This is a genomic window from Microbispora sp. KK1-11 (assembly GCF_006874435.1).
Classification (GTDB): Bacteria; Actinomycetota; Actinomycetes; order Streptosporangiales; family Streptosporangiaceae; genus Microbispora; species Microbispora catharanthi.
Map to the genome: position 1 here is coordinate 19180 of NZ_VIRJ01000011.1, position 24185 is coordinate 43364.

Below are 24185 nucleotides of genomic sequence, written 5' to 3' on the forward strand. Positions count from 1 at the left end.
GTAACGTTCCCGCCTCGCGGAGGCGCCGCTCCGCCACGAAGAGGGCATGGAACGTCACCGCTGGGCATACGTTGGGGACGATGAACGATCAGCCTGCCGTGATCTCACCGCCGATGCCGCGCCGCACGATGCTGGCCGCCGCGCTCGCCGCCGTGGTCGTCCCGCTCTCGGGATGTGGAGGCGCAGCGGGCGAGGCCGCCTCTGTCGCTCCCCGCGAGAGCGTGACCCTGCCCGCGTCGGAACGGCCCTCCGCGAGTTCGCAGGGGCCGGAGCCGTCCGTACGGGACCTGCCCGCGCCGGACGAGGCGATCCCCAAGGACCCCAAGCGGCTGGCCGACGCCCTCACCCGTACGGCGGGGCGGCTGCGTGACGCGATCGACGACTGGAGGCGTACGGGCGACCCCGCGAAGGGGGAGGCGCCCGAGCCCGTGGTCCTGCTGTCCCTCTACGAGCAGCGCGTCTACCGCTATCTCGCCCGCAATCCCACGGTCGCGTCCCGCACCTACGGAAAACTGCCGAAGGACATGGCCTCGCGGGCGCGGGACAACGTGACGGCCATCCGCGACCTGCTCTCCCTCGCCCATCCCGTCAGCGGCCCCATAAAGATCAAGGTCGAGTCGCCTGAGCCCGCCGACGCACTGCTCGCCGACTTCCGGCGCGCCGAGCGCCGCTTCGGCGTCGAGTGGGAGGTGCTCGCGGCGGTGATGCTCGTGGAGACCAAGTTCGGGCGGGTGCGCTCGCCGAGCTACGTGGGCGCCAAGGGGCCGATGCAGTTCATGCCGGGCACCTGGAAGGCGTACGGCATGGGCGGCGACATCGACGACACCGGCGACGCCCTGCTCGCCGCGGCCAACTACCTCCACGCGTCGGGCGCGCCCGGCGACTACCGGCGCGCGCTGTACGCCTACAACCACTCCCAGGCATACGTCGACGCGGTCCTGCTGCACGCGCGCCAGATGAAGCGGGACATTAGGAACTACTACGCCTACTACACCTGGCAGGTCTACGTGATCACTCCGAAGGGCGAGCGCCGCCTGACCGGCCCCTGACGGAAGGGCGGCAGGCGAGGATCCGTAACCAATGCCGCTTTCCGTGCGACTCATCCTTCGGGGGATCGATCGCATACGGGAGGTCGGTTGTGCGGCGGCTGACGACTGATGCCGGAATGAAGCCCATCGCGCTGTTGCGCGAAGCGGCGCTGCTCATCGCGGCGGTGCTCGGCCTGCTGTCACTGAACCCGCGTCCTGCGCTCGCGGACGACACGGCCTGCGGGTTCGGGCCGCCCCGCTCCTCGTGGGTGGAGACGTCCGTGACCGTCGCGGAGCGCGGCCACGACACCCCCGTGATGACGAGCACGACGCGGGTCGGCGTGCCTCGTGACTGGCCCGGTGCCGCCGCCCTGCTCGGCGACGGAAGCGCGGTCGGCTGCCTGCTCCCGGACGGCGGCACGGACGGCGGTACGCCGAGCGTCACGATGTCGGCCGACGGCACCGAAGTCGTGGTCCAGAGCACGCAGGACCACCCGCTGGAGCTGTACGACAACGATCAGTGGAGCCAGGAGACCGCCGGGCTGTGGTCGAGCCGTGCGTCCGGCGGGACCCGGTCGGTCACGCTGCTGCCCGGGTTCGGGGCCATGCCCTCCGGACTGACCGGGGCACGCTGGCGGACCGTGGTCGTCAGGACGCCGGAGTCCCGGGTGCGCACCGTGACGCCCCTGCCGTCGGAGGTGCTGCCCGGCGGCACCTACGTCTGGCGGGACAACGCCGCCCCGCCGCGCGTCGAGGTCGCTCTGCAGTTGTCCGCGCGGGCGGAGTTCCAGCGCTGGGTGGACCTGCGGGGGCAGAACGTGCTCCTGATCGCGACCTACCTGGGCTTCGCGCTGCCCTACCTGCTGCTGGCCGGACTGCTCGTGCTGCTCCATCGGCGTTCGGCCGACCGGGACGAGCGCGTCCTCATCCGGATCACCCTCGGCGCCCTGGCAATGATCGTGGCGGCGGAAACGATGCTGGTCGTGGGCGTGCTCACCGGCACGATGTTCCTGGCCGCCCTGATCGGCGTGCTGGACACGCTGGCGATCCTCGTCGTGGCCGCGCCGCTCTGCCTGGCGGTGCGGGGGCTGTCGCGCACCGGCCTCCGGCGGGGAGTCCCCCTGCTCGTCACCGCGGTGCTCGCCGCCGCCGCCGCCCTGGCGCTCCTGGCCGCACGCGCCCTTTACAGCGAGCCACAGGCACCCCTGTGGGTGTCTCCTGTCGTGGTCACCGCGCTGCTGCTCACCGCGGCGGCGTGGGCGACCGCGGTCCGGGCCGCCCGCGTGCGGGGCAGGACGCCGCGCGCCGTGCGCGTCCTGCTGTGCTGGAGCGTCCCCGGCCTCGCGCTGCTGACCCTCGCCTACGTGGCCCACGCGACCGTCGTCAGCCTGCGGATCAGGAGCAGGCTGCCGGACGAGGCGACGTCGCCCTATTTCCTGTTGCGCGGCCTCTCCTACCTGATGTGGCCGCTGGTGGTGCTCCTGCTTCTGCTGCTGCTCCGCCTGCACGGGCGGCGTACGGACTCCGTCGGGCCGTCCACCGTGTGGCTCCTGGTGTTCCTGTTCGTCGTGGGCACGATCAGGTGGCTCAACACGTACGCGGGGATGCCCTTTCCGCTCGCGGGGCTCGTGGGGCTGGCCGCACTGCCCCTGCTGCTGCGGCTGGCGCGACGGGCCGAGGTCGCCGACCCGGGCGTGTCACGCCGCCGGCTCGCCATGATCGTGAGCGAGTACCGGGACCTGGAGGAGAGGGAGAAGGGACTGCGGCGGCGCTGGGCGGCGGGGGAGATCGACGACGAGGAACACGCCAAGGAGATCGGGCCGGTCGTCGACCGCATCCGCCGCCTCCGCATGGAGATCGGCCTCGACCCCGACAGGGAGGACGGGCTCGGCCCGCTCGACGTGGCGCTGTCGCGCGGCCCGGGCGCGTCGTGGTGGGCGAACGCGCGGCTCGCCGCCCGCTACGCGTCCTACGTCGGCGCGCCCGCCGCCGTGTTCCTGATCTGGGCCACGTGGAGCACCGACAGCAGGGGGCGCGACGGCTGGCTCGACCGGCTCGGCGATCCCAACGGCTTCTACGGCCTGGCCGGCGACCTGATCGGCGGGTTGCTGATCTGGCCGGTGGCGGGTTTCGTACTGGGCGCGCTGTGGCGTCGCCTGCCCGGCAGGCGCGGCTACCTCAAGGGCGTCGTGCCGGTCCTCGCGTACGCCGCGGCGACGGGGGCCCACGCCGTGCTGAACAACGTCATCGGCCAGGCCCCCGTGCGCGGCTCGCTCGTGCGGGTGCTGCTGCTGTTCCTGGTGCTCACCGTCGTCGCCGTCCTCATGGACGCGCGGACCCTCCAGACCCGCCCGGGTGGCCTCGCGTCGCGGCTCACCCCCGTGGCCGTCGTCTACCGGCTCGGCACGGCGGGCAGCGGGATCGCGCTCATCGTCGCGCAGGCGGCGGCCATCCTCGGCCTGTGGAGTCAGCTCAGGAACGGCATCGACATCACCTCACAGGTGGACACCTCGGCCCAGGCGCCGATAAGCGCCGACGCGCAGGTGCTCCTGGGCCGCGTGGACAAGTGAGGACTCACTGCGGGCTCAGAGAGCGGGGTAGGCGTTGTTCACCAGCATCACGAACTGCTCGTGGTGCCAGTCGCCCGCCAGCGGCGCGTTGGGGAGGGCGCCGGTCGGCCGGAACCCGTCCGACCAGGGCGTGAGGGAGCCCTTGGGGTCGCACCTGTAGTCGATCAGCCTGTCGGAGCCCTCGGGCAGGAGCGGTCCGCCGACGCCGTCCGACTCGCCGGGCCGCTTGATCCACAGGTAGGCGTCGACGCCGGGAGCGGGAGCGGCGATCGGCCGGGCGCCCAGCCCCGCGCCGTTCTGGTTGCACTCGGCGGCCCGTGAGGGACGCCGGTCGACGCGGCTCTGGTCCACGAAGGTGTTGACGTCGCTTGAGGTGCTCACCGCGGTGGGCCGGGCCGGTCCGCCCCAGCCGTCGCGGGAGGTGTCGACGACCACGCCCAGGGAGGCGGGCAAGCCCTTGGTGATCAGGGCGGCGCGCATCGCGAGGGCGTAGTCCCGTTCGTTCAGGTAGGGGTTCCAGTCGATGAACCTGCTCTGCTTGATCGGCTGGCCGCTCACGGTCTGATCGGGGCCGGTCAGGAACGGCTCCTGGAGGGGGATGTAGTCCCCGACGTTCGTGGTGATGCCGGTGAGGCTGCTCAGACCCCTCGTCGTGCCGCGCACGGTCTCGGTGATGGAGGTCGCCAGCGCGGTGAAGTTCGACTCCCAGCCGGCCCAGCCCGCGCTGCCCGCGTCCATGTACGTGTAGACGTTGGGCAGCAGCGACAGCGTGTCGAGGGCATACCGGATGCCCATCACGTACACGCCCGACCCCGCCGCGCGCTCACACGGGTAGGTGTACGGGGCGCCTCCCACGGTGAGGTCGGTCAGGGCCCGCGGCTCGATGACGGCCGCGACGCGCAGATTGCGATACTCGGGCTTGGCCAGGAGCGCGGCGACGGGGTCCACGAACTCCGCCTTGTAGCGGTTGAGGCCGTTGTCCTGCTCGTGCAGCTCGGCGTCGGAGACGCGTGAGCGGCAGTCGCGGTCGGGCAGGTCGTGCAGGACGACGGTGACGTATCCGGCGCCCTGCTCGACGGCGGTGTCGAGGTGGTCCTTCAGCGTGCGGGTGACCCCGGAGCCGCCGGTGACGTCGGCGATCCGGTTCAGCCAGACCGCGGTGGGCGTCTTCTCCAGGCCGCGCATCTTCTGCGCGGTCGCGTCGTCCACCTTCACGGCGGAGGACTCGACGTCGGCCGCCCAGTCCGGATCGACGTACCCCTTGACGCCGAGGAACGGGTTGTCCACCGGCAGGTCCCCGCCCGGGCTGGGGCTCGGCGACGGGCTCGCCGTGTCGTTGTCCTGCTCGGTGGCGGTCCACAGCACGGCGCTGGGCGCGGTGGCCTGGCTGCTGCGCGTGTCGAAGGTGGCGCTGCCGTTCACCGTGTCGTCGTCCTCGGCGGCGGCCACGGTGAGGGGCTGCGGGACGTTCCAGTTGTCCGGGGTGAAGGACGGGTTGGTGACGATCGTCAGGTCCTTGTCGCCGGACATGTTGGCGGTGCCGATGCGCACCGTGCCCTCGGGCCTGCGGGTGAGCCACACCTGGACGCTCGCCGTGCCTCCCTCGGGCACGGTGACCGTCTTGGGCTCGATGACGATCCGCAGCGGGCCGGGCGACGGGCTCGCGCTCGGACCGGCGGACGGGCTCGCGCTGGGACTCGCGGACGGGCTCGGCGACGCGCCCGGCACGATGACCTGGCAGGGCACCCCGTTGAAGGTGAAGTCGGTGGGCGGCGGGTTGCTCCCGGTCCAGGTGCCGCCGAACCCGAGCTGCAGGGACCCGCCGGCCGCCACCGTGCCGTTCCAGGGCTCGTTCTGCGCGGTGACGCGGTCGGCGAGCTGGGTCCACCGGGCCGACCAGCCCTGCGTGAGCTTCTGCGAGCCGGGGAACGTGAACGTCAGTTTCCAGCCGGTCAGCGCCTCGCCGGTGTTCCTGACGGTGATCCCGGCCGTGAAACCGCCAGAATTCGTTCCCCACTGGGTGCTCGTGTAGGTCACCTGGCAGGTGACGGCGGCGTCGGCGGACGTCGTGCCCAGGACCGGTCCCGTCGCGGCCAGAGCCGCGACGGGGGCGACGGCCGCGACGGCCGTCAGGATCCTGCGGGCGAACCGATGGTGGCCGAAGGGCATGGGCGATCGTCTCCAGGGTGAGGTGACGGCTCTGGCATGCCGGCGCCCCTTCCGGTACGCGCATGGGGCCGACGCTCCCCAGAGTCGGGAATCGCCCGGTTCATGTACACGATTCGCCGAAGTGAAAATCTCCCTTTCCGTGGCAAATGGGCCCGAATTGCGCGGCACCTCGGGAAACGTCGTACGAGATCTGCCGGTCGGCGCCGAATCCCGTGAAATATTCAGCGTGCCCAGGGCCCGGTCCGGCCCGGCGCGGTGGCCGTTACGGGCGGTCGCTGAAACAGAGGCAGCCGCCGATCTGGGCCGCCACCTCCAGTTGGTCGTAGAAGAGCCGGTGACTGAGGATCAGCCCGTCCTCCACCGTGGAGAAACTGCACGACCGCAGGAGGACGGGCCGCCCGGTCGCCTCGAGAACGTCCCCACCGGGGAAGAGGAGCGGCCCCTTGTGCGTGCCGCTGATCGTGAACTCCGCCGCCACGGTGTCTCCGAACATGGTCACCGACTGCGGCGTGATCACCATGTTGGGGTACGCCTCCATCCATTGACTGTAGTAGGAGGTGATCTCCTCCCTGTTCTCGGCGAGGCCGTCCGGGGACACCAGAACGGCCCGCTCGTCGAAGCACTGCGCCAAGGCGTCGAGGTCATGACGGTTGATGGCCTGTCTCAGCCTGTCGACGGCACGGAGCACTTCGGACATCGGACGTTCCCTTCCCCCGACGAGAGCGGCCGGATGGTGCGCGTGCGCCGTGACCGGCATGGCGAAGCCCGGACATCGGCGGCATTTTCACGATAACCCAGCTCACGGGCTGGACCGTGTGCGTCGGCGGGGACTCAGGGCTCGTCGGCGGGGAGGGCGAACATCCGGATGTACAGGGGTCGCGCGCCGGGCGGCGCGTCCTGCGCCCGGTGGCTGTACTTGAGCAGCAGCGCGACGTAGGCGTCGAAGAACTCGGCGAACTCCTCCTTCGTCATCCGCCCGAGACCGCGCGAGCCCTTGGCCCAGTCGGGATCGCGCCGATAGGCCTCGGGGAAGCGCTCCAGGAGCGCCCGATCCTCCTCGAAGCCGACACGGTGGAACTCCTCGAGCACCGGGCGGTCCTCGGGGGCGAGCTGCGCGGGGGTCGGCGCACGCATGTCGCGCGGGGTCTCGGCCCTGCGCCACCAGCGTTCCCGGCCGCCGGAACGCTCGGGGATCTCCTCGATGAAGCCGTATTTCTCGAGCTGGCGCAGGTGGTAGCTGGTCGTGCCGGTCTTCGCGCCGAGCAGCTCGCCGATCGTCGTGGAGGTCGCGGGCCCGTGGATGTCGAGGTGGCGCAGGATGAGCCGCCGCATGGGGTGGGCCAGCGCCTTGAGGCGCGCCGGATCGTCGAGCAGGAACGGCTCCTCGTCCTTCATGAGGAGCACCCTAGTCCTCCAGAACGATATCTGCAGAGAAGCCTTTGCCGAGACTTCTCTGCAGACTAGTTTCGGCAGCATGCGTCGAATCGCCCTGGCCATCGGCCTCGCTCTGACCCTGACGGCGGCCCCCGCGGCGGCCGCCGCCGCCCCACCGTCCCCCGCCGCACCGTCCCCCGCCGCCGGAGAGGCGGTCGCCGTACCCGCCGACCTGGCCGGAAGGGAGGTGAGCTTCCCCGGCGGCGGCGGCCTCACCCTGCACGGCACCGTGCTGACGCCGGCGAAGGCGTCATCCGGGCGGCCCGGCATGGTGCTCGTCCACGGAGCGGGCACCGGCACGCCGCGCGCCAAGCTCATGGGCGAGGCCGTGGAGTTCGCCCGCAGGGGCATGTCCGTGCTCGTCTACGACAAGAGGTCGGAGGGCTACTCGACCTTCCACCGGTCCTACTCGATGCTCGCGGACGACGCGCTCGGCGCGGTGGCCGCGCTGCGGTCGCAGCCCGGTGTGGACCCGGCGAAGGTGGGCGTCTGGGGGCTCAGTGAGGGCGGCTGGGTCGCGCCCCTCGCGGCCTCCCGCTCGCGGGACCTCGCGTTCGTCGTGGTCGTCGGCGCCAACGCGCTCGCGCCGCTGCGGCAGCAGGCCTGGGCCGTCGCCGCGGGCCTGCGCAAGGCGGGGGTCGCGGGCTCGCTGGTGGACCGGGCCGAGCCGAACCTCTACCGAGTGATCGCGGACGGCGGCATGTTCCCCGAGCCCTGGTACGACCCCGAGCCCACCCTCTCCGCCGTGCGGCAGCCGGTGCTCGCCGTCTGGGGCGTCCACGACCTGCTGACGCCGCCGAAGGAGACTCCGCCGATCTTCGCGCGGGCGCTGGAGAAGGGCGGCAACCGGCACTACACGTTCCGGTTCTTCCCCGGGGCCGACCATGCCGCCCACCTCACGCCCGACGGCGGCGTCACCCGGCTGCCCGCCCTCGCTCCCGGATACGCCGACCTCGTCGGCACCTGGGTCCGGGAGGTCGTCTCGGGGCGGCCGCCGCTGGCGAGCACCTCGGGCCCCGCGCCCGAGCAGGCGACGCCCACCGTGCCGGTGGACCGTCCGGCGCCGTGGGAGTCGGCCCCGGTGCAGTTGGCCGTGATGCTGCTGCTGATCGCCGCGTTCGCCGCCTACCCCGTGACCGCCCTCGTCCGCCGGCTGCGCGGGCGGTCCCTCACGGCCCTGCCGGCCGCGCCGCGCGTGGTCGGCGCCACCGGGCTGGTGGCGGTGCTCGGGTCGTTCGCCTTCCTGTTCTATCTGCTCATGACCGGAGGAAAGCTGGCCGCGCCGGGGCCGGTGCTGCTCGGCCGTCCGGTCGTCTGGCTGGCCCTGCAGGCCCTGGCGCTGACCACGGTGGCCGCCTCCGTACGGACCGTCCGGGCGTGGCGGCGGGCAGGGACGAGGGGTGAGCGGGTCCGTCTCGGGCTCCTGCTCGCCGGCGGCGCCGTGTTCCTCCCCTGGTCCCTCTACTGGGGGCTGCTGCTCCCGTGAGCGGGGGTCCTGCCGAGGCGGGCGAGGATCTGGTCGAAGCGGGAGGCATCCGGAGCGGCGGGCACGCTCGGCGCGAACGCGGCGCCGGGCCTCTCGCGGTAGTCGCCGTCCGGCACCGCCAGGGCGATCGGCCAGGCGGCCTTGGCCAGGTCCGGGGCGGGCTCGTAGGCGATCCCCAGCGCGCGGGCGACGTCCCACCCGTGGACCAGGTAGTCGATGAAGTGGAAGCCGATGGCGTGCACGGCCGGGAACGGCGCGTCCACCCCCACTTCTGGCAGGACGAACCCGCGGTCGAGCACCCCCTCGGCCGCGAACGCGGTGATGACACGCTCGGCCGCCGCCGCGTAGGCCCAGACGGGGTCGGGGCCGGGCCGCTCCCGCCACACGTCGGGGTCGGCCCCGCGGCCCTCCGCCGCGGCGGCGAAGCCGAGGTGCTGGGCGGTCATGTGCGCGAGCAGGTCGGCCAGGGTCCAGCCCGCGCAGGGCGTCGGCCGCTCCAGGTCGCCGGGGCGCACCTCGGCCACCACTTCCACGCTCGCCTGCACGGCCCGCCGGTCCAGTTCCCGGATGTCCATCTCTCCTCCAATTTTCGTAAGCGCATGCAGACGATATGCGCGTGCTTATCCTCTGTCAATGTCTAAGCTGTGGGTCATGCTCGACCGCCCCGATCTCGCCGCGATGGCGGCCCCCCTGACCAGGGCGCTGATGGCCGCCGAGACGCCGATCCTGCGGGAGCACGGCCTGTCGATGTGGGCGTACGTCGTGCTCCTCGGCCTGGACGCGCGGCCGGTGCGCACGCAGGCCGCGCTGGCGGAGTCGATCGGCGCGGACAAGACACGCATCATCCGCGTCCTGGACGACCTCCAGAACAGAGGGCTCATCGAGCGGAGCCCTGACCCGGCCGACCGCCGCGTCCGGCTCCTGTCCATCACGCCCGAGGGCCGCCGCGTACGGGACGGCGCTCAGGCGGGCATCCGCCGGATGGAGGAGCGGTTGCTCGCCCGGCTCCCGGACGGCGACAGGGAGGCGTTCCTCCGGGCGCTGCGGGTTCTGTCGGCCCTGCCCCCGCAGGAGTTCCGGTAAATCCCGTTGATCCGTGAGCGGCCCGATGGCTCCGGTGTGCGCCCGTGTCTCTGCGTTCGACCCCTCTGGTCGATCCGCGCACCGGCGCATCGAGTCGCCGGCCGGCCTGGCCGGCCTCCCGGCCTGACGGCGTAGCCGCCGGGTCGGCGTACCTGCGCCTGTTCACCGCCGCGGGCCACGAGCATCTCGCCGAGCTCGACCTGCTGGACCTCTGGGTCGTTCTGACTTGGGTGGCAGACTGGGAAGGGAGCCGACCGAAGAGGAGGTCGAGATGACCACCGAATCGGCAGAACGGGTCTCGTGGCCGGGCCGCTACTTTGAGGACTTCTCAGTGGGCGACGTTTACCGGCATCCGCTGGGGCGAACGGTGACCGCCACGGACAACGTATGGCAGGCCCTCCTGACACAGAACACCATGCCGGTGCACTTCGATGCGCACTATGCGGCCCAGACCGAGTTCGGCCGGCGACTGGTGGACTCGACGTTCACGTTGGCTCTGGTCACCGGTCAGAGCGTCACGGACGTCTCGCAACACGTGATGGCGAACCTCGGTTGGGACAAGGTGCGGCTGCCGAACCCGGTGTTCGAGGGCGACACGATCTACTCGCAGTCGGAGGTGCTGTCCGTCCGGGAGTCGCGCTCGCGCCACAACGTGGGCATCGTGACGGTCCGCACCATCGGCTTCAACCAGCGTGGTGAGATCGTCATCATCTTCGAGCGCACCATGATGATCTACCGACGGGGGTGCGGGCCCGACGTGACCGCCGTGCGGCCGGTGTGGGACGAGCGAGCACAGCGGGCGGTGCAGGGTCCATGAGAGCCAGATCGTGGCTCTTCACGCCTGGTGACCGCCCCGATCGGTTCGGCACGGCGGCGCGACAGCGGCCGCGGTCCACCAGGAGGTGTCATGAACGCACCGACCGACGTGCTGGACCTGGTACGAGACGGCGCGGACCTGATCGTGCCGATCCACAACGGCGAACCGCACACTGTCATCGATGCTCTTGAGGCCCACGCCGACCGGTTGACCGGTGTTCGGATCCATCAGATGGATCCCGCCCGCGAACGCTCCTATATCAACGGCAAATACCCGGGGCAGCTGACCCATGTCAGCTACTACCTGGGGCCGGGATGCCGGCAGGCGTACTGGAACGGCACGTGTGAGCTCGTCCCGGCGCACTTCAGCGAGGTGCCCCTGCTGCTCCGCGAGTACACCCGGCACTCCCTGGTCCTGGCCGCGTCGACCATGCCCGACGAGCACGGCTACTTCAGCCTCGGCACCAATGCCGACTACGTGGCCGCGTTCATCGGTGAGGTGCCGTTCTTCCTGGAGGCCAACCCGCGAATGCCGCGCACTTTCGGACATAACCAGATCCACGTCAGCCAGGTCGCCGGCTGGTGCGTCGCCGACTACCCCCTGCAGGAGACGATGCCGGCCGTACCCGACGACCGGGACACGCGCATCGCGGAACTGGTCGCCGAGCGCGTGCCGAACGGGGCATGCCTGCAGATCGGCGTCGGCCGCATCCCCAACGCGCTGCTGGCCGAGCTGGCGGGACACCGCGATCTGGGCGTGCACACCGAGGCGATGTCCGACGGCGTCATGCACCTGGCGGAACAAGGCGTCGTCACCGGCGCGCGCAAGAAGCACCAACGCAACAAGAATGTCGCCACCTTCTGCATCGGCACCCGGAGTTTCTTCGACTGGCTCGACGGCAACGCGTCGGTGGCCATGCTGCCGGTCAACCGGGTCAACGACCCACGAGTGGTGGCCCGCGAACCCGCCATGATGTCGATCAACGCCACCAGTGAGATCGACCTCATGGGCCAGGCGGCCAGTGAGACCATCGCGGGTCGTTACTGGTCGGGCTCGGGAGGGCAGGCCGACTTCGCCCGCGGCGCCATGTACTCCGACGGCGGGCAGGCGTTCCTTGTCACCCACGCGGCCACCAGCGACGGCACCAGCAGAATCAAGGTCCAGCTCGGCCGCGCCACCCCGGTCACCACGTTGAAGAACACCATCGACCACGTCGTCACCGAGTACGGCATCGCGGAGCTGAGGGGTCGCAGCATCTCCCAGCGTGCGGCCGCGCTGATCGCCATAGCGCACCCCGATCACCGCGACCGGCTCACCTATGAGGCCCGCCACGCCGGGTTGTTGCATTGAACGCGTCCACAGTGAGGGAGTGGACCGGGCATGAACGATATCGCCATTCACGACAGCGACGCCGCCCACCAGCGGCTGTCCGCGGAGGTGCGCGAACTCTGCGGGCGTTTCGGCGACGAGTACTGGCGCGCCCGGGACCGCGAGCGGGCCTATCCGGAGGAGTTCGTACGCGCCCTCACCGAGGCCGGGTACCTGTCGGTCCTCATCCCGAATGAGTACGGCGGGCTGGGGATGGGGGTCACTGAGGGAAGCATCATCCTGCAGGAAATCAACCGTTCCGGCGGGCACTCTGCCGCCTGCCACGCCCAGATGTACACCATGGCACCGTTGCTGCGGCACGGCAGCGAGGAGCAGAGACGGCGCTATCTGCCCGAGATCGCGGCCGGCAGGCTGCGGCTGCAGGCATTCTCCATCACCGAGCCCGAGGCCGGATCAAACACCACCCGGATCCGGACCATGGCGGTGCGCGACGGCGAGGACTACGTGGTGACCGGCCACAAGAACTGGACCAGCCGGATCGCCCAGTCGGACCTTCTGATGCTGCTGGCCCGCACTCGTCCGCTGGCGGAGGACCCCGCTGAACGGACCGAGGGCATCGGTCTCTTTCTCGTCGACCTGCGTCAGGTCCGTGAGGAGCAGCCCGCCACGCTGGTCGTCGAACCGGTCCGCACCATGTTCAACTACGCCACCAACCAGGTCTGGTACAAGGGTATGCGGATCCCCGCCGACAGCCTGATCGGCGAGGAGGGGCATGGATTCCGCTACGTCATCGACGTCTGGAACGCCGAACGCATCCTGCTGGCCTCCGAGGCCATCGGCGACGGGTACTGGTTCCTCGACCGGGCGGTCGCGTACGCCAGGGAGCGTGACGTCTTCGGTCACCCCATCGGGGCCGACCAGGGCGTGCAGTTCCCGTTGGCCCGCGCCTACACCCAGGTCGCCGCTGCGGACCAGATGCGCACCCGCGCAGCCGCCCTGTTCGACAGCGGGCAGCACAGCGGAGCTGAGGCGAACACGGCCAAGTTCCTGGCGAGTGAGGCCAGCTGGCAGGCGGCCAACGTCTGCCTGGACATCCACGGCGGCAACGGGTTCGTGGACACCTGGGACGTCGAGCGGAAGTTCCGCGAGACCCGCCTCTATCAGGTCGCCCCTGTCAACAACAACCTGGTCTTGGCCTTCATCGGACAGCATGTCCTCGGACTGCCCCGCTCCTACTGAACGATCAGGATCGTCACAAAGGGGCACCGGCTAGCGACTCGTGAAGCCGCGCCCGAGCGGCGGGCCGAGCCGCAACTGAAGAGCCGGATAGCGGGGCGCGTCGAACCCGAAGGACTGGTACAGCTCGATCCCGTACGACGTGGCGTTGAGGTCGATCGTCCGGACCTCGGTCTCGGTGCGGTACCAGGCGAGCAGCGCGTCGAGGCAGGCGCGCGCGAGGCCGAGCCGGCGGCGCCGCCGGTCGGTGCAGATGTTGAAGACGTGGCCCTGCAGGCCGCTCGGGTTCGTCGGTCCCGGAGCATGGGGGTCGCAGGTGCCCGCCGCGCAGCTCACCACGCCGAGCTCCGGGTCGTCCACCACGAACGCGGCGAAGTCCCCCGGATCGCCCAGCCGCCGGGCGAACCACGCCTCGGCCGACGCCCGCCAGGGCGCGCTCTCGTCCCCGACCTCCGCCCCCATGTCCTCCAGCATCACGGCGCGCAGGCGGACGAGGGCCGCGGCGTCCGCCGCTCCCGCCCGGCGGACCACCGTCCCCGAGATCGTCATGGTCACCATTGTGGCCGCGCCCGCGGGCAGGCGCACGGCCCCGATCAGGCCGTGGCGGCGGCGTTCTCCGCGGCGGCCACGACGTCCTTCAGCCGGCCCATCGCGTGGTAGGTGCCGAACACGTCCATGTAGTCGCGCGTCTCCACGATCTCGCCGTTCCGTACGCGCAGGGTCAGCAGGCCCGTGGCCCGGAACGGCCGGCCGTCCGGTTCGAGGGTGCCGGTGCCCTCCCACTCCCCGGTGACGACCTCGGGATCGGCCGCCTCGTGGACGACGACGTCGTGGATCTCGGCGAGCCGTACGGGGCTCGCGCCCCACGACGCGCGGTAGAGGGCGCGGATCTCCTCCCGCCCCTCCAGCCGGGCGGGGAACAGCGGCGCCCGGAACGGGAACGTGTGAAGGGCGTCGGCGGCGTAGAGGTCGGCGAGGTCGTCGGCCGACCTGTCGACCATCGCCCGGTGAAAGCGGGCCAGGACCTCGCGCGGGGTGAGCTGCATCCGTTCGCTCCGATCATTCGAGAGGTGTTTCGCTCAACGACTGTTGACTCAACGACTGTAGAGCGAACGGGCCGATGTGGTCAACGCCGGTAGAGTCGTCACGTGGAGGGGACGCCGACGAGCCGGGCAGAGCGCCGGCGCCGCACCGAGGAGCGCATCCTGTCCGCCGCGCGGGCGATCTTCGCCGAGCGCGGCTTCCAGCGCACGACGATCCGGGCCGTCGCCGCGGCCGCGGAGGTCGATCCGGCCCTGGTCATGCAGTACTTCGGGTCGAAGCAGGAGCTGTTCGAGCAGGCCGTGCGGATCCCGTCGATCCCGCCGCTGGACGGCGAGCTGGAGCCGGTCGAGGAACTGCTGGGCAGGATCGGCATGAAGATGGGGCCGCTGCCGCAGGCGACGCTGGCGATGATGCGCTCCATGCTCACGCATCCCGACGCGGCCGACGAGGTGCGCGGCAAGCTCGACGGCCAGGTGGCGCAGCTGGCGGAGGCGATCGATTCCGACGAGGCCGAACTGCGGGCGGCACTGATGGTCAGCACGATGCTGGGCGTGACGATCGCCCATCAACTGCTCGGCCTCACGGCCCTGCGCGGCGCGTCTCCCGAACGGATCGCCGAGACGCTCCGCCCGTCCCTGCGTGCCCTTGCCGAGGGCTGAGCGGGCCCGCACGCATGACCGCGGGTGTGGCACTCCTGAGAATCGTGTGACCTGGGTGATTAGAGCGACCGGCGGGGGGCAGTGCCGCTTCCATGGTCATCTCGGCTTCCCCCGGCACTCGTCGAAGCGAGCGGGGGCTCTGTTCGGCCTGCGTGCGTGAGCTGTTCGACCGGGCCGGCCGCAGGTACTTGTATCCGCTCGTCTGCTGCGACGACTGCCGCCCGCCCGCAGCCGAGGCGCCCTCCGCCGTCCTGTGCGAGGACTGTGGACGGGAGAGCCGGGAGCCGGACGTCCGCAGATCCGCGTCCGTCGCGACGGGCTGTGCGGCCTGCGGCCCCGCCCTGCGGTGGGAGGGGGCCACGGGTGCGGACGCGCTGGAGGCGGCCGTCGCGGCGATCGGGGCCGGGGGAGTGGCCGGCGTCCACGACCTGTTCGCCGACCAGGTCGTCTGCGACGCCAGATCCGAGCAGGCGCTGGCGCGCATGGACGGCGCGTCCGGACCGGTGCGGGTGCTGGTCAGGAACGTCTCGATGGCCCGGGAGGTGGCGAACCTGTCCGCTTCCGACATCCGCGCGCTGGTCGAGCGTGCCGAGCCCGCCACGCTGGTGCGGCTGCGCGAGCCGGTGCTGCCCCGGGCCGTACGGCGCGCGACGCCCGACGCCGACCTGTTCCTGCCGCGCACCCCGCTGCAGTATCTGCTCACCGCGCGCCTGGACGGCCCGCTGGCCGTGTGGGACCGGTCGGGCGAGCGGGCGGACGGGTGGCCGTGCGACGGGACGCTGACCGTGAGCGGGCTGGCGCGCGCCGGGCGGCAGAGTTGGACGACGGGGTTGCCGGCCCGCCTGGCGCTGGGCGGGACCTCCTCCCCCTTCATCAGGAGGGAACCGGCCGCGAGCCCGGCGGCGTCGCCCGTCGGCACTTCTTAGGCAGCACGCGCACGGATCATGTGACAGGGGAGCGGGCTCTGCCCGCTCCCCTGCGCGGCGTGTGATCCGATCAGGCGTTGGCGCAGATGGCGTAGACGCTGATGCCGACGGTGTTGTAGTAGTTCTGCCGGCCGAGCGCGATCCATCCGGTGCCGTCCGCGGTGGGGAAGCTGCCCACGAGGACCGCGTCGTTGCCCTGCGCCTCGCCGCCGCCGCCCACGGCGCGCTTGCCCGCGGGGCAGTACACGGTGCGCCGGGTGAAGTTCGGCACGTTCGCGTTGGGCAGCGTCACGACCTGGTAGCCGTCGACGACGGCGCGGGACGTGGTCTGCGGGCCCGCGTCGGCGAGCGCGGTCGCGCCCGCGCCGGTGACCGTGAGGCCGGTGAGGACCAGCGCGCCTGTCGTGATTGCATGAACAAATCGCACGTAAAAGCTCCGTTGTATCGGAAATGACCGGATTTCGAACCGAAGAATCGGGTGTGAATGGCGCCAACGCCGTCCCCGCCGGTTCCGTCGCCACACCTACCCTTGATCGTCTTCCGTCACACTTCGCAATGGTGTATTTACTCCTCGTATTGCAGGCGCCGACTTCGGCATGACACAAGGTCACGACCGTCCATGCGGGCCCGGCGCGGCGCAGGGGGCGGCCGTTCGCCCGTGGGTACGTTCCTGCTCGGGAGGATCGCCATGAGAAAGATCGTCGCTGTCGCCGTGCTCGCTGCGATGACCATGCTCGGCACGGTCGCCGCGGTCGCGTCGGTGGCCGCCGGGACCGGCGGCCACCCGAGGATCGGCCCGTGGGCCGGGAGTCCGCCGCAGGCCCCCACGCTGCCCAAAGGGGGTGTGAAGCGGCAGGAGGTGAGCCAGAAGCAGTACGACATCCTCGTCGGCCAATGCCGCTACCCGAAGACGTCGGAGGCGCGGCACCGCTGCCGCACACAGGTGCGCGAGCAGTACAAGGTGGGCGCCTTCAACCCGAATCTCGACTGCCGCACGTACTCCGGGGTCAGTGTCTGCGGCGTGCTCGAACTCAGCGCCTCGCAGCGCTCCTGCGTCGAGGAGTCGGTGGGCGGCGGGCTGACCCGCCGGCGGGCCGAGGTGGAGTGCTACGCCTTCCGCTGAGGCCACCCTTTTCGGCGAAATCTCCGGTCCAACCTAAATATTTGGCCAAACCGCAACTTTCCATGATCTACCCTGCGGGGGTGGACGCCAACAGTCAGGGTGCCGCCGAACTCCTGGAAGCGTTGATGCGAACGGCGGCGCGGTTCAGCGAGATGGGACGGTCCGTCTCCCGCGACTTCTTCCCCCACGTCCGCGTCGAGCCCGTCTCCGACCTGGCCGGGCCCGCCGTACGGCTCGGCGCCGCGCTGGCGCTCCCGGGGCACGACCTCGTGTTCGAGACCGCCGTCGCGGTCGGCGAGGAGACGTTCAGCGTGCGGGGCGGCCTCGTGCTGGACGGCGAGGAGGAGATCCTGGTCCTGCCGTCCGTCGAGACCGCCGACGCGGTGGCGTGCGCGGCCATGCTGGACCGGTATGCCGACGAGCTCACGACACCGGCCCGCTGGCACGTTCAGCGGCTCATGGAGTCCTGCGAAGCGGACTCCTAGAAGGAGCGACGTCCCGCGAGGCGGACTCCTGACGCCTCACAGCGCCTGGAGTCCCTGGATCACCTCGCGGAGGATGCGTTCCTCGGGCAGTTGGGCGACCGTGGCCTGCGGCCGCGCGGTGATCAGCCCCTGGTCGCGCAGGTCGCCCAGCAGGATGCGCACGACGTTCAGCGACATGCCGAGCTCCGAGGCCAGGTCGGCCACGGAAAGGGGGATCCGGCACAGCTGCAGGATCCGCCAGTGCTCGGGGGCAAGCCCGGAGACCCCGCTGTACGCCGCGGGAGCCGTCCTGATGATGGTCATCAGGTCGAAGTCGGGCCCGCTCGGACGCGTACGGCCACGGGTGAGTGTGTAGGGGCGCAGCAGCGGCCCGTCCTCGTGCTCGGTCACGAGTCCTCCTGAGCGCGTTGCCAGCCCGCCTGGAAGGAGGAGAACAGGTCGCCCCGCTCCTCCTTGAGCTGCGGCGCCAGATTGGCCTGCCGCACCCGGCGGGGCAGGGAGTCCTGGGCGCCGCCGCCGATCGGCGGCGTGAGGGCCAGGGCTGGGGGCGAGGACTCCGGCTGGGCGAGGCGCTCGACCGCCGGTTCCCTCGTCTCGTTCTCCACCACGATCTCCTGCGGAAGCAGGAGCACGGCGCTCGTCCCGCCGTACGGCGAGGTGCGCAGGGAGACGCGGATGTTGTGCCGCCGGGCCAGCAGCCCGACGACGAACAGCCCGAGCCTGTCGCTGTCGGCCAGGTCGAACTCCGGCGGGTCGGCGAGCCGCGCGTTGAGGTGCGCCAGCTCCTCCGGAGGGATGCCGAGCCCGCGGTCCTCGACCTCGATGGCGAAGCCCCGGGCGACCATCTCCCCCCTGACCTGCACGCGGGTCTGCGGCGGGGAGAAGACCGTGGCGTTCTCGATCAGCTCGGCGAGCAGGTGGACGACGTCGGTGACGCTGCTGCCCGCGAGCGAGTACCCGTGCGGCATGTTCACGTCCACCCGCAGGTAGTCCTCCACCTCCTCGGTGGCGGCGCGGGCCACGTCGTACAGCCGGACCGGGTTGCGCCAGCCGCGGCCGGGAACGGCGCCGGACAGGATGATCAGGCCCTCCGCGTGGCGGCGCATGCGGGTGGTGAGGTGGTCGACGCCGAACAGCCGTTCCAGCAGGTCGGGGTCGGTGATCTCCTTCTCCAGGCCGTCCAGCATGCCGAGCTGGCGCTGCAGCAGCGACTGGCTGCGCCGGGCCAGGTTCAGGAAGACCTTGTTGACGCCCTTGCGCAGCTCGGCCTGGCCGACGGCCGCCTCGATCGCGGTGTGCTGCACCGAGGTGAAGGCGCGGCCGACGTTCTCGATCTCGACGGTGTCGCTGGCCTGGGCCATCGGCGACGTCTCGGCCGCCACGTCGACGTCCTCGCCGCGCCGCAGCCGCCGTACGAGGTCGGGCAGCCGCCGCCCGGCCAGGTCGGCCGCGGCCCGGTGCAGCGTGCTCAGCTCGCCGGTCACCGTACGGGCGAACCTGAAGGAGATGAACGCGCTCGCGAGCACGGCCGCCAGGCCGAGCCCGCCGACGATGCCGATGTCCCAGAGCACGCTCTGCGCCAGTGGCACGGCGCGGGCGGCGGTGGCGTCGGCGGCCGCGTTGGTCGTCTCGGTGAGCTGGCGGGTCATGGCCTGGGCCGTCGTCGGCCAGGCGATCGCCTCCGGCGGGAGCGGCTGGCCCGGCCGCACCCTGGCGGCCACGTCGTCCTCCATGGAGACGAACGACGTGTAGACCGCGGTGGAGTTCAGCGCGCCGTACTGCTTGAGCAGGCCGGCGTCGAGCTGGCTCGTGCCGAGCTGGTAGAGCAGGCGGCGCTTGCCGACCATCCCATGGAAGGCGTCCCGCTCGTCCTGCGTCATCCGCCCGGACGCCTGCGCGCCCAGCACGAGCGCGGACTCCTGGCTCGCCACCTCGCGGCTGCGCGTGATGAGGATGAGCGCCTTGGTCTGCTCGACGATGTCGATGTCCGGGGAGATCATCAGTCGGTCGTAGACCTGGTGGGCGGTCTCGACGACGGAGCTGTACTCCTCGATCGCGTCGAGGCGGGTGAGCCGCTGGTCGTCGACCTGGCCGCGCAGGAGGTCGAGCCGGTCCATCTGCCGGATCAGGTCCTGGACCCGGTCCCACATGGCGGGAGGCGTCTCGTCCCGGGCCTGCTCCGACAGGCGGGTCAGCAGGACCGCGGTGGCGTCGGTCTTGCGGCGCTGCACCTGAAGGTCGGTGCGCAGCGTCGAGGTGCGCCAGGCGAGGTAGCTCACCGACACGAACCGCTCGCTCTGCAGCTCGTTGATGGCCTCACTGACGGGATAGACGATGTTGTCGTAGACCTTCTGAATGCGCAGGAGCTGCTGCCCCTGCTCGATGGTCAGCTTGGCGGCGAACCCCCAGATCACCACCAGGGCGGTCAAAGGCACCAGCAGGATCGCGAATATCTTGAAGCGGATGGACCGTTTCCGACCAGCCATCAGACCTGCCCGTCGGTTACACATGTGTTAATAGTGGCGAAACACTAGCAATCCGTGAGCCTCTGCCACCAGGGATCGTTCCTAACGACTTGGGCCACAGCCCCATATCAGGACAGTCTCGACGTTACGGAGGAAAGCTCTTGCTGATAGCTGTCTAGTTGTCAGACAATCCTTCCATGAACTCCAGATCGGGCCCGCTCGCGGTGGTCGCGGCGGCCGTCCTGTGGGGGACCGCGGGCACCGTGGGCACCCTCGCCTCCGCCGGCTCCGTCTCGCTGGCCGCGGCCCGCCTCGTGCTCGGCGGGGCCCTGCTGGGCGCGTTGGCGCTGGTCACGCACCGCCGCACCCCCGTGGGGAACGTTCCGATGCGCCGGCCGCTGGTCCTGGGAGCCGTCGCGGTCGCGGCCTACCAGCTGTGCTTCTTCGCCGCGGTCGGCAGGACGGGCGTGGCGATCGGCACGGTGGTGGCCATCGGCAGCGGCCCGGTCTTCACCGGGCTGCTGTCCTGGATCGTCGGGCGCGAGCGGCCGAGCGGGCGCTGGGCGCTCGCCACGGCCGCCGCCGTCGCCGGATGCGCGGTGCTCGTCACCGGCGGGGGAGGGGGAGTCGGCGGTGCGGACGCGGGAGGCGTCGCGCTCGCTCTCCTCGGCGGGCTCCTGTACGCCTTCTACGCGGTCGTGGCGGCCCGGGCCATCGGCAGGGGCATGGAGTCGGGGATCGTCATGGGCGTTCTGTTCGGCGGCGCGGCCGTGCTCATGCTGCCGGTCCTCGTGCTGACCGGACCGGCCTGGCTCGCGCGCCCGGGCGGCCTGCTGACCGCGCTCTACCTCGGCTGCGCCACCACGGCGCTGGCCTATCTCCTGTACGGCCGGGGCCTGCGCACGACCCCCGTCGCCACGGCGGCCACGCTCGCGCTGGCCGAGCCGGCCGTCGCGGCCCTGCTGGGCGTGGTGGCGCTGCGCGAGCACCTGTCCCCCGTCTCGTGGGCCGGTCTGGCGCTGCTCGCCCTGGGGCTGGTCGTGGTGGCGCTGCCCGCCAGGGCGCGGGGCCCGCGAACCGTCGCACCCGGCACGGAACGGACGGCGGCGGGAAGTCGCCAGTAGGCTCGGCCCCGTGACCACCCTGAGGCCCGTCTCCACCGTCGAGGCGCTCGCCGCCGCGCTGCGCGAGCGGGTGCTGTCCGGGGACATAGAGCCGGGGGCCGCGCTGCCCGAGCAGGAGCTGTCCGTCCGGTACGGCGTGGCCCGCCCCACCGTGCGGGAGGCGCTGGCGCTGCTCGTCCACGAGGGACTGCTGCGGCGCGAGCGCAACCGCAGCGCGTACGTCCCGGTGATCACGTCCGCCGACCTGGCCGACCTCATGTACGTGCGCGCGCCGCTGGAGGAACTGATGGCGCGGGCCGTCGCGGGGCGCCGGGTGACGGCGGCGGAGGAGGCGCTGGACCGCCTGTCCGGCCTGCCGCCGGGCGCGCCCTGGGCGGCCGTGGTGGCCGAGCACATGGCGCTGCACGAGGCGCTCGTCGCCGCCGCCGGCAGCCCCCGCCTGGAGCGCCTGTACGGCACGCTCGCGGCCGAGACGCGGCTCGGGCTGGTCGGGCTCAGGCACGCGTACGAGGATCCCCACGAGCTCGCGGCCGAGCACGCCGCGCTGCTGCGCGTCATCGCCGAGGGACCGGCGGACGCGGCCGTCCTGGCGGTGCGCGAGCACCTGCGGTGGCGGCACGCCTGAGCCCGGAGGAGCTCGGGCGATTCCTTCTGCACGTTTTCTCTCGGGTGCCGATTTCCTCGCACGGTTTCCCTTGGTTGCCGATTCTCTTGCACCGCGCGGCTTCAAGTCGTCACAATCGCGCCCATGCACGGCAACCCAGTGCCGGACACCTATGTGTACGTCACCGAAGAAGGCGTGACACGTCACTACGCCGACGGCAGCGTCGAGGCCCTCGCTTGGGAGGACGTGGTCGAGGTCCGCGTCGGCGGCCATGGCGACCAGGATCCGCCCGGCCAGCCGGAGGACGTCTTCATCGTCCTGCTGGACCGTGAGGGCGAGGGCTGCGTGGTCCCGCACTCGGCGACCGACGCGAGCTTCCTGGCCCGGTTGCGCTACCTGCCGGACTTCGACCTCGACCGGCTGAGCACCGCGGTCGAGAGCGCGCGCTCGGACTATGTCGTCGTGTGGCGCAGCCCGGAGCCGCCGTCCCCGTTACCCGATCTCGAATACGACTAGAGGCCGGGCGGCGCCGCCGGCCGGGGCGGGCCAGGATCACGATGGCGACCGGGGCCGTTCCTGTTCACGCGTGCGAATAAGACTCCGAATCCAATTCGGCCTGGTGGCGGGGTTATCTCTGGCTTTAGGGGCTGACGCGGGCGGCGCGCAGGACACGGACGGAAATCCCCCGGCAGGCGCTCCCGCCCTCATCCGGCCCACCGGAGGGCGTCGCATACGGCGGATGCGTATCGGCCCCCTGTCACGGCTCTCGGAGGGCGCCGTCAGGGCCCGCATGGCCGGGCACGCGTAACGTCACCTGCGTCTACTCTCGCCTCGGATGCCCCCGTCCGTCGCAGCCCCCGCACGAGGAGTGCATTTCGGCAGGTTACGGGGGTGCATACTTCGGGTGTCATTTCTCCAAGCCCATCGAAGACGGCATCATTGGACCGTTCCGTCAAGCCATTTCGATAGTGTCACGACGGCCGAATGTGGACAGGAGCCGTCGTTCCGTAGGCGTAGATCGCTCTTTAATATCAAAGTCGGATAGCGGGCGACGAAGAGCATGTGCTTCAGGTCAACCTGTGTGGCTCAACAGGCGTCAAGTCTGCAAAGTCCGGCGACTAGGGGCGTGATAGATGGAGACGCGGTTGGGGTCGTCCCCGACGCGAACTGTCACCACGCACGTTGAACAGCGGAGATACGCCAGCATGGCGACGGCGGCCTATTTCAGGCTGCTGATGGCCGGCGATCTGGCGTGTTCGATCTCCGCGTTCGGCGTGGTGGAGGGGACACGGCTCGCGCTCGGGGCGTTCATACCCGTGGTGGACCTGATCTTCGGCATCACCTTGACCATCCTCTGGCCCGGTGTCATGAGCTTGGTCGGCAGCTACCGCAGGAGTGCTCATGGGGAGGGCACGGAGGAGTTCCGCGCGGTCACCCAAGGCGGCTTCGGGCTGGTGGCGACCATCGCGATCGGCGCGTACGTCACGCAGACCACCGTCGCGAGAAGCTACGTCATGGCGATGGTGCCGCTCGCGACGTTCATCACGCTGCTCTTCCGGCACCGCATGCGCAAGCGCCTGCACCGGTCCCGCTCGCGTGGCGAGTACCTGCGGCGCGTCGTGGCGGTCGGGCACGGCGCCGCGGTCCTCGACCTGGTCATGCAGTTGCGGCGGCAGCCGTACCACGGGATGCGGGTCGTCGCCGCGTGCCTGCCGGGTCCGCAGGACCGCGGCCTGCGGCTCGACGTCGACGACGTGCCCGTGCTCGGGGACTTCACCGACGTGGCGGCGGTCGTCGACACGGTGTCCGCCGACGCGGTGGCCGTACTGGCCTGTCCGGAACTGGACGGCGCCGCGCTGCGCCGCCTCGCGTGGGGCATCGAGTCCAGGGGAGCGGAGCTGTTCGTCGCCCCGGCGCTCATGGATGTCGCGGGCCCCCGGGTGAGCGTGCGGCCGGTCGCGGGGATGCCGCTGCTCCACGTGCAGCATCCCGACCTCGACGGCGCCCGCCAGCTCGTGAAGAGCGCGTTCGACAAGGTGGTGGCGGCGGTCGCGCTGGCGATCCTGGCGATGCCGATGCTCGCCATCGCCGTCGCGATCCGCCTGACGAGCCCCGGGCCCGCCTTCTTCAGGCAGACCAGGGTCGGCCGGCACGGGCGGGAGTTCGACATGCTCAAGTTCCGGACGATGGTCGTGGACGCCGAGAGGCAGCGCGACGTCCTCCTTGACGAGAACGAGTCAGACGGCGTGCTGTTCAAAATTAGGAACGATCCAAGAATCACCCGCGTGGGGGCCGTCCTGCGGCGTCACTCGCTCGATGAACTGCCCCAGCTCCTCAACGTGCTGCGGGGGGAGATGTCCCTGGTCGGGCCCCGCCCGCCGCTGGCGTCCGAGGTCGAGCAGTACGCGGTGGACGTGCGCCGTCGCCTCGTCGTCAAGCCGGGCATGACGGGCCTGTGGCAGGTCAGCGGCAGGTCCGATCTGTCCTGGGACGAGTCGGTCCGGCTCGACCTGCGCTATGTGGAGAACTGGTCGCTGATGCTGGACCTGCAGGTGCTCTGGAAGACGTGGTCGGCGGTCACGCGCGGCGACGGGGCGTACTGA

Annotated in this window: 24 protein-coding genes; 15 read left to right on the forward strand and 9 right to left on the reverse strand. The window is 71.1% G+C overall.

Annotated elements, in window-relative coordinates:
- Positions 1-80: 80 nt before the first annotated feature.
- Complete coding sequence (locus FLW16_RS17435; RefSeq protein WP_142561166.1) at positions 81-1049, forward strand: lytic murein transglycosylase; 969 nt, start codon at positions 81-83, stop codon at positions 1047-1049.
- Positions 1050-1165: 116 nt separating this feature from the next.
- A complete protein-coding gene (locus FLW16_RS17440) occupies positions 1166-3598 on the forward strand; it encodes a DUF6185 family protein (protein ID WP_142561167.1) in 2433 nt (810 codons plus the stop codon).
- Positions 3599-3613: 15 nt separating this feature from the next.
- Here the strand turns inward: FLW16_RS17440 and FLW16_RS17445 are convergent, their stop codons facing one another.
- The 3 genes from FLW16_RS17445 to FLW16_RS17455 form a co-directional block, all read right to left on the reverse strand.
- Complete coding sequence (locus FLW16_RS17445; RefSeq protein ID WP_142561168.1) at positions 3614-5767, reverse strand: glycoside hydrolase family 6 protein; 2154 nt, start codon at positions 5765-5767, stop codon at positions 3614-3616.
- Positions 5768-6029: 262 nt separating this feature from the next.
- Entirely contained in the window at positions 6030-6464 is a 435-nt protein-coding gene (locus FLW16_RS17450; protein ID WP_185949465.1) for a nuclear transport factor 2 family protein, read from the reverse strand.
- A gap of 134 nt (positions 6465-6598) precedes the next feature.
- Entirely contained in the window at positions 6599-7162 is a 564-nt protein-coding gene (locus FLW16_RS17455) for a helix-turn-helix transcriptional regulator (protein ID WP_142561170.1), read from the reverse strand.
- A gap of 79 nt (positions 7163-7241) precedes the next feature.
- On the opposite strand from FLW16_RS17455, the gene FLW16_RS17460 reads away from it, so the two are divergent.
- Positions 7242-8687, forward strand: a complete 1446-nt coding sequence (locus FLW16_RS17460) for a S9 family peptidase (RefSeq protein ID WP_142561171.1) — start codon at positions 7242-7244, stop codon at positions 8685-8687.
- On the opposite strand, the gene FLW16_RS17465 is transcribed toward FLW16_RS17460, so the two are convergent.
- Positions 8663-9262 (reverse strand): TIGR03086 family metal-binding protein, encoded by a 600-nt coding sequence (locus tag FLW16_RS17465; protein ID WP_142561172.1) that lies wholly within the window; start codon positions 9260-9262, stop codon positions 8663-8665. The genes FLW16_RS17460 and FLW16_RS17465 overlap by 25 nt on opposite strands.
- 58 nt (positions 9263-9320) lie before the next feature.
- On the opposite strand from FLW16_RS17465, the gene FLW16_RS17470 reads away from it, so the two are divergent.
- The 4 genes from FLW16_RS17470 (at position 9321) to FLW16_RS17490 (ending at position 13155) form a co-directional block, all read left to right on the forward strand.
- On the forward strand, positions 9321-9770 hold the full coding sequence (locus FLW16_RS17470) for a MarR family winged helix-turn-helix transcriptional regulator (protein ID WP_260615351.1): 450 nt from the start codon (positions 9321-9323) through the stop codon (positions 9768-9770).
- Between the two features lie 271 nt (positions 9771-10041).
- Positions 10042-10587: a MaoC family dehydratase gene (locus tag FLW16_RS17480; RefSeq protein WP_142561173.1), complete on the forward strand. Its 546-nt coding sequence runs from the start codon at positions 10042-10044 to the stop codon at positions 10585-10587.
- Positions 10588-10677: 90 nt separating this feature from the next.
- Positions 10678-11937 (forward strand): acetyl-CoA hydrolase/transferase family protein, encoded by a 1260-nt coding sequence (locus tag FLW16_RS17485; protein WP_142561174.1) that lies wholly within the window; start codon positions 10678-10680, stop codon positions 11935-11937.
- A 30-nt stretch (positions 11938-11967) separates the two neighbouring features.
- Positions 11968-13155: an acyl-CoA dehydrogenase family protein gene (locus FLW16_RS17490; RefSeq protein ID WP_142561175.1), complete on the forward strand. Its 1188-nt coding sequence runs from the start codon at positions 11968-11970 to the stop codon at positions 13153-13155.
- A gap of 30 nt (positions 13156-13185) precedes the next feature.
- Here the strand turns inward: FLW16_RS17490 and FLW16_RS17495 are convergent, their stop codons facing one another.
- Positions 13186-13701, reverse strand: coding sequence for a GNAT family N-acetyltransferase (locus FLW16_RS17495; RefSeq protein WP_221891135.1), 516 nt, complete (start codon positions 13699-13701; stop codon positions 13186-13188).
- Positions 13702-13745: 44 nt separating this feature from the next.
- Positions 13746-14198 (reverse strand): nuclear transport factor 2 family protein, encoded by a 453-nt coding sequence (locus FLW16_RS17500; protein ID WP_142561176.1) that lies wholly within the window; start codon positions 14196-14198, stop codon positions 13746-13748.
- Positions 14199-14300: 102 nt separating this feature from the next.
- Here FLW16_RS17500 and FLW16_RS17505 point away from each other — a divergent pair, with 102 nt between their 5' ends.
- Positions 14301-14855, forward strand: a complete 555-nt coding sequence (locus FLW16_RS17505) for a TetR/AcrR family transcriptional regulator (RefSeq protein ID WP_142561177.1) — start codon at positions 14301-14303, stop codon at positions 14853-14855.
- 92 nt (positions 14856-14947) lie between these two features.
- Complete coding sequence (locus FLW16_RS17510; protein WP_142561178.1) at positions 14948-15781, forward strand: Sua5/YciO/YrdC/YwlC family protein; 834 nt, start codon at positions 14948-14950, stop codon at positions 15779-15781.
- 70 nt (positions 15782-15851) lie between these two features.
- Here FLW16_RS17510 and FLW16_RS17515 read toward each other — a convergent pair whose 3' ends face one another.
- Complete coding sequence (locus tag FLW16_RS17515; RefSeq protein WP_139578999.1) at positions 15852-16208, reverse strand: hypothetical protein; 357 nt, start codon at positions 16206-16208, stop codon at positions 15852-15854.
- A gap of 261 nt (positions 16209-16469) precedes the next feature.
- On the opposite strand from FLW16_RS17515, the gene FLW16_RS17520 reads away from it, so the two are divergent.
- Positions 16470-16904 (forward strand): hypothetical protein, encoded by a 435-nt coding sequence (locus FLW16_RS17520; protein ID WP_260615353.1) that lies wholly within the window; start codon positions 16470-16472, stop codon positions 16902-16904.
- 80 nt (positions 16905-16984) lie between these two features.
- The gene (locus FLW16_RS17525) at positions 16985-17389 is read left to right on the forward strand and encodes a hypothetical protein (RefSeq protein WP_142561179.1); all 405 of its coding nucleotides are present in this window, start codon (positions 16985-16987) and stop codon (positions 17387-17389) included.
- A gap of 36 nt (positions 17390-17425) precedes the next feature.
- Here the strand turns inward: FLW16_RS17525 and FLW16_RS17530 are convergent, their stop codons facing one another.
- Together FLW16_RS17530 and FLW16_RS17535 are read right to left on the reverse strand one after the other, a co-directional pair.
- Positions 17426-17779 carry a DUF742 domain-containing protein gene (locus FLW16_RS17530; protein ID WP_142561180.1) on the reverse strand — a complete coding sequence of 118 codons (354 nt, stop codon included), beginning with the start codon at positions 17777-17779 and terminating at the stop codon, positions 17426-17428.
- Positions 17776-19875 (reverse strand): nitrate- and nitrite sensing domain-containing protein, encoded by a 2100-nt coding sequence (locus tag FLW16_RS17535; RefSeq protein ID WP_185949467.1) that lies wholly within the window; start codon positions 19873-19875, stop codon positions 17776-17778. The genes FLW16_RS17530 and FLW16_RS17535 overlap by 4 nt, the downstream gene beginning before the upstream one ends.
- 176 nt (positions 19876-20051) lie before the next feature.
- On the opposite strand from FLW16_RS17535, the gene FLW16_RS17540 reads away from it, so the two are divergent.
- The 4 genes from FLW16_RS17540 (at position 20052) to FLW16_RS17555 (ending at position 24185) form a co-directional block, all read left to right on the forward strand.
- Positions 20052-20978, forward strand: coding sequence for an EamA family transporter (locus FLW16_RS17540; protein WP_142561182.1), 927 nt, complete (start codon positions 20052-20054; stop codon positions 20976-20978).
- 10 nt (positions 20979-20988) lie between these two features.
- Positions 20989-21603 carry a GntR family transcriptional regulator gene (locus tag FLW16_RS17545; protein WP_185949468.1) on the forward strand — a complete coding sequence of 205 codons (615 nt, stop codon included), beginning with the start codon at positions 20989-20991 and terminating at the stop codon, positions 21601-21603.
- A 123-nt stretch (positions 21604-21726) separates the two neighbouring features.
- On the forward strand, positions 21727-22098 hold the full coding sequence (locus FLW16_RS17550; protein ID WP_142561183.1) for a hypothetical protein: 372 nt from the start codon (positions 21727-21729) through the stop codon (positions 22096-22098).
- Between the two features lie 689 nt (positions 22099-22787).
- Entirely contained in the window at positions 22788-24185 is a 1398-nt protein-coding gene (locus tag FLW16_RS17555) for a sugar transferase (RefSeq protein WP_260615354.1), read from the forward strand.